The organism is Acidimicrobiales bacterium, from assembly GCA_036491125.1.
Taxonomy (GTDB): domain Bacteria; phylum Actinomycetota; class Acidimicrobiia; order Acidimicrobiales; family AC-9; genus AC-9.
This window is the reverse complement of the sequence record DASXCO010000009.1, coordinates 1-4,988: the sequence shown is the minus strand read 5'-3', so window position 1 is coordinate 4,988 and position 4,988 is coordinate 1. Positions and strand designations below refer to the sequence as shown.

Below are 4,988 nucleotides of genomic sequence, written 5' to 3'. Positions count from 1 at the left end.
GTGTCCGCCACGCCGACACCAAGGGCTTCGCCTACAGCCGTGAGGACGTCGACGCCCGCTCGCTGGCGAACGTCTACGCGCAGTACCTGGGGCAGGTCTTCACCCACGAGATGAAGCCGCTGGAGATCGAGATCCTCGTCGCTGAGCTGGGCGTGGACGGCGCGGCCGATCAGCTGTACCACATCCTCTACGACGGCACGGTCGTCGACGAGGAGCGCTTCATCGTGCTCGGGGGCGAGGCCGAGGCGATCGCCGGGCGGGTGGAGTCGTCCTGGGCCGAAGGGTGGACCCTGGCACAGGCTCTCGGGGCGGCCGTGGCCGCCCTCGCCGGTCCCGACCGGACACTCGGCGCCGACGAGCTCGAGGTGGCGGCGCTGGTGCGGGGCGACGGACGACGCGCCTTCCGCCGCATCGAGGACGGCGAGCTGCAGGAGCTGCTGGGCGTCTCCCCGTCGACCTGAGCCGACCTGAGCGGCTCGCGCCGCCTCGGCACCCCGGGAACGGTACCGTGGGCCGGCATGGAGCGGCGCATCTTCGGGCTCGAGAACGAGTACGGCGTCACCTGCACCCTACGCGGGCAGCGGAGGCTGAGCCCCGACGAGGTCGCCCGCTACCTCTTTCGGCGAGTCGTCAGCTGGGGCCGATCCAGCAACGTCTTCCTCGAGAACGGTGCCCGCCTGTACCTCGATGTCGGCAGCCATCCGGAGTACGCCACGCCGGAGTGCGACTCGATCTCCGACCTCGTCGCCCACGACAAGGCCGGTGAGCGGATCCTCGAGCACCTGCTCCTGTCCGCCGAGCAGCGTCTCCGGGAGGAGGGCATCCGCGGCGTCATCTACCTGTTCAAGAACAACACCGACTCGGCCGGGAACTCCTACGGCTGCCACGAGAACTACCTGACGAGTCGCAGGGACGACTTCGGCCACTACGCCGAGGTGCTGATCCCGTTCTTCGTCACCCGTCAGATCTACGCCGGGGCGGGCAAGGTGCTCCAGACGGCCCGCGGAGCAATGTTCTGCATCAGCCAGCGGGCGGAGCACATCTGGGAAGGAGTCTCCTCGGCGACGACCAGGAGCCGGCCGATCATCAACACGAGGGACGAGCCGCACGCCGACGCCGAGCGCTTCCGACGCCTCCACGTGATCGTCGGTGACTCGAACATGAGCGAGTACTCCACCTTCCTCAAAGTGGGAGCCACCAGCATCCTGCTCCGCATGCTCGAGGACCCCGCCGCGGTGCTCCGCGACATGACCCTGGAGAACCCCATCCGGGCCATTCGCGAGATCAGCCACGACACCTCGTGCCGGCGCCGCGTGCGTCTGGCCAACGGCAGGGAGGCCAGCGCCCTCGACATCCAGGGGGAGTACCTGATGAGGGCGCGCCGCTACGCGGAGCAGAAGGGGCTCGACCCCCTCGAGGAGCAGGCCCTGGAGATGTGGGAGCACTGCCTCGAGGGCATCGAGAAGGATCCCTTCACGCTCGACCGCGAGTGTGACTGGGTGATCAAGCACCGCCTGATCGAGCGCTACCGCGAACGGCACGGCCTGTCGCTGTCGCACCCCCGGGTAGCGCTGCTCGATCTCCAGTACCACGACGTGAGCCGGGAGCGGGGCCTGTTCTACCGCCTCCAGAGCCGGGGCGAGGTCGATCGGACCTGCACCGAGGACGCCATCGAGGCGGCGATCGACCGGCCGCCGCAGACAACGAGAGCGCGACTGAGGGGGGAGTTCATCAAGAAGGCCAAGGACCGCCGGCGGGACTTCACCGTCGACTGGGTCCACCTCAAGCTCAACGACCAGGCTCAGCGCACCGTGTTGCTCAAGGATCCGTTCCGTGCGCGCGACGAGCGGGTCGAGAAGCTCATCGACGGACTGTGACGTCAGGTCGCGTCGGCCTGTGGCGCCCCCTGGGTGCCCCCGCGCCCTCGCCGGGCCTGGATTAGCCTGCGGCCACCGTGACGATGACCGATCCCGGCCGCCCGCCGCCCCCTGACGACGACGTCCCCGTCGCCGGGTCCCGAGCGGGGCGCCGCCGTTCGCCCCGCATGCGGACCTGGATCGAGTGGCTCGCCATCGTCGCCCTCGCGCTGTTGGCCGCCTTCGCCATAAAGACCTGGCTCATCCAGGCTTTCTACATCCCGTCGGCCTCGATGGTGCCCACCCTCGAGGTCGGCGACCGCATCCTGGTCGACAAGGTGAGCTACGACCTGCACGCCATCCATCGCGGCGACATCGTCGTGTTCAGCCGGCCGCCCGCAGACAGCAGCGACCCTTCGGTCAACGACCTGGTCAAACGGGTGGTGGGTCTTCCCGGCGACTCGATGAGCTCGGTGAACGACGTGCTCTACGTCAACGGGCACCCTCAGTCGGAGCCCTACCTGCCGGCCGGGACGGTGACGACCGGCAACTTCAGCCAGGCGCCAGGTTGCCAGCCCTCGCCCGCCAACGACGCCAACCGGTCCTGCCTGATCCCCAAGGGCGAGTACTGGGTGATGGGGGACAACCGGGGCGACTCCAAGGACAGCCGTGTCTTCGGACCGATCAAGGGCTCGCTGGTGGTCGGCCGGGTGGTCGTGCGGGTGTGGCCCATCGGCTCACTCCACATCTTCTGACTCTCACAGACGGCTGATATCGCCGTTGTCAGCTCGGCGCCGCAGCCAGCGCCGCCATCATGACCTCCACGTGGTCGCTGTAGACCGCGTCGATCCCCATGGCGACCAGATTGGCGAGGGGACGCCTTCGCTGTGCATCCCACGCGAAGGCCGCCCGGCCGTGGTCGTGAAAGATCGCCACCAGCGGGCGGCTCCATTCCCGATGGTGCAGGTTCACCGCGTCGATGCCCGCCTCGGCCAGCGTGGTGGCCCGATGCGCCGGCCCCTCTCCCATCGTGGCCCGTCCGGTCGAATCGACCAGGCGCACCCGGGGCGACAGCAGACGCCACAGGGCCGCCTGGCGCCAGCTCGAATGACAGAGCCAGAGCCGGCCGACGTCGCCCAGCTCGGTCGCCTCGTGCACGACGACGGCGGCGGCGGCGGGGTCCTTCACGTCGAGCGACAGCTCGTAGTCGTTGCCGCAGGCCCGGTAGAGGTCGCCGAGCGACGGGATCGCCGCGGGGAGCTCGTCCCGTCGCACGTCGGCGAGGGGTCGGCGGCGACCGCCGGACCGCACGGTCCCGCCGTGGTCGAGGACCGGGATGCCATCGGCTGTGAGCCAGACATCGCTCTCCAACCCACTGGCCCCGAGCTCCAGGGCCAGGCGAAATGATTCGATCGTGTTCTCGGGGGCACGCGCCCTGGCACCTCGGTGGGCGAAGCCGATGGGGGACCGGGGGAGCGCGCCCACGACCCCATTCTGGGCTGATCGGGCCGATCGTGACCGACACCACACGCTGGTACACCTCGGGGGGCCGGCCGCCGATACACTTTTTCCGTGATCAGCTTCGGCCCGGCCAAGATCCTGATCGTTCTGACGGTCGCCCTGATCGTGCTCGGGCCCGAGAAGCTGCCACAGATGACCCGCCAGATCGGCAAGGCCTGGGGCGACTTCCGCCGATTCCGCGAGCACCTGGAGAGCGAGGTCAGGGGCGCCCTGGGCGAGGACCTGGTGCAGCCCTTCACCCCTCCCTGGCAGACCGATGGGTCGTCCCAGGCGTCGACGACATCCGATGGCGCCACCCAGGAGGGTGTCACCGCGTCCGACGGATCTGACTCGGGCGAGGGTGCCCAGGACCGGGCGCCACCCGAGCACCCAGGTCAGCTGGCACCGCTCCCGCCGGCGACCGGTTCCGCCCGGTCCGCCGCCCATGGGGGTTGGGATCCGGGCCTGGGCCCGGACGATCCCAGTCTCAACTAGGGCGCCAAGGCAGGTAGTGCCATGGCCATAAAACTGCCCCGGCTCAAGAGCAAGCATCCGCACCCGGATGCCATGACGCTGGTCGAGCACCTGACCGAGCTGCGACGCCGGCTCGTGGTGTCGATCCTGGCCGTCGCCATCGGTGCGGCCGTGGCCTTCGCGCTGTACAACCACATCCTGAACTTCTTCGTGCATCCGTACTGCGCCACGGTCGGTCCGCACCATTCGTGCAAGCTGTTCGTCACCGGACCGCTCGACGGGTTCTCCATCCGCCTCAAGATCGCCGCCTATGGCGGCCTGTTCCTGGCCTCGCCGGTCGTGCTGTACCAGCTCTGGCGCTTCATCACCCCCGGCCTCAACCCCAACGAGAAGCGCTACGCGGTGCCGTTCGTGCTGTCCTCGATCATCCTCTTCACGGCTGGTGCCGGCGTCGCCTGGTTGACCTTCCCCCACGCCCTGTCGTTCCTGACCGCCGTCGGCGGGCCCACGCTCGAGCAGATCTACAGCCCGACCAATTACCTCAACCTCATCATCCTCCTGATGGTCGCCTTCGGCGTGGCCTTCCAGTTCCCCGTGCTGCTGGTGTTCCTCGAGCTGGCCGGAGTGCTCAGTCCGGCTCAGCTCTCGCGGTGGCGTCGGAAGGCCATCGTCGTCGTCTTCGCCGTGGCCGCCATCGTCACGCCCAGCTCGGACCCGTTCTCCATGCTGGCCCTGGCCATACCGATGGTCTTGTTCTACGAGGCGTCGATCGTGATCGGGAAGCTGCTCAAGCGGTCAGCACCGGCCGGCGGTACGTGATCCGACGATGACGCCCGCGAGGGCGGACTTCCTTTCGACCCTCGGCTTTCCGCTCGACCCCTTCCAGGTGCGGGCGCTCGATGCACTCGACGAGGGCCGGTCGGTCCTGGTCGCCGCCCCGACCGGGTCGGGCAAGACCGTGGTCGCCGAGTACGCCGTGACCAAGTCCCTGGCCGAGGGGGGCAAGGCCTTCTACACGACGCCGCTCAAGGCCCTGTCGAACCAGAAGTACGGCGACCTCGTCCGCCGCCACGGCCCTGATCGCGTCGGGCTCCTTACCGGCGACAACTCGATCAACGGCGACGCCCCCGTGGTCGTCATGACCACCGAGGTCCTGCG

At 68.9% G+C, this 4,988-nt stretch carries 7 protein-coding genes; 6 read left to right on the top strand and 1 reads right to left on the bottom strand.

All coding sequences use genetic code 11. The features are described from left to right. The 3 genes from prcA to lepB form a co-directional block, all read left to right on the top strand. Nucleotides 1-461, top strand: a 461-nt coding sequence (gene prcA / locus VGF64_00570; protein HEY1633221.1) for a proteasome subunit alpha, incomplete at its 5' end; no start/stop codon positions are given. Nucleotides 462-518: 57 nt separating this feature from the next. Further along, a complete protein-coding gene (gene pafA / locus VGF64_00565) occupies nt 519-1,877 on the top strand; it encodes a Pup--protein ligase (protein ID HEY1633220.1) in 1,359 nt (452 codons plus the stop codon). 83 nt (nt 1,878-1,960) lie between these two features. Further along, entirely contained in the window at nt 1,961-2,611 is a 651-nt protein-coding gene (gene lepB, locus VGF64_00560) for a signal peptidase I (GenBank protein HEY1633219.1), read from the top strand. Nucleotides 2,612-2,639: 28 nt separating this feature from the next. On the opposite strand, the gene VGF64_00555 is transcribed toward lepB, so the two are convergent. After that, nucleotides 2,640-3,341: a glycerophosphodiester phosphodiesterase gene (locus VGF64_00555; GenBank protein ID HEY1633218.1), complete on the bottom strand. Its 702-nt coding sequence runs from the start codon at nt 3,339-3,341 to the stop codon at nt 2,640-2,642. 87 nt (nt 3,342-3,428) lie between these two features. Between VGF64_00555 and VGF64_00550 the strand changes: the two genes are divergently transcribed. The 3 genes from VGF64_00550 to VGF64_00540 all read left to right on the top strand — a co-directional run. Beyond that, nucleotides 3,429-3,851: a twin-arginine translocase TatA/TatE family subunit gene (locus VGF64_00550; protein HEY1633217.1), complete on the top strand. Its 423-nt coding sequence runs from the start codon at nt 3,429-3,431 to the stop codon at nt 3,849-3,851. Nucleotides 3,852-3,872: 21 nt separating this feature from the next. Beyond that, entirely contained in the window at nt 3,873-4,649 is a 777-nt protein-coding gene (gene tatC, locus VGF64_00545; GenBank protein ID HEY1633216.1) for a twin-arginine translocase subunit TatC, read from the top strand. Nucleotides 4,650-4,656: 7 nt separating this feature from the next. Further along, nucleotides 4,657-4,988: DEAD/DEAH box helicase (locus VGF64_00540; protein HEY1633215.1), on the top strand; the 332-nt coding region annotated here is incomplete at its 3' end.

Bases quoted from the DNA above. Each gene is read 5' to 3' on its own strand.
- pafA (HEY1633220.1), top strand. From the start codon at position 519: ATGGAGCGGCGCATCTTCGGGCTCGAGAACGAGTACGGCGTCACCTGC.
- lepB (HEY1633219.1), top strand. From the start codon at position 1,961: ATGACCGATCCCGGCCGCCCGCCGCCCCCTGACGACGACGTCCCCGTC.
- tatC (HEY1633216.1), top strand. From the start codon at position 3,873: ATGGCCATAAAACTGCCCCGGCTCAAGAGCAAGCATCCGCACCCGGAT.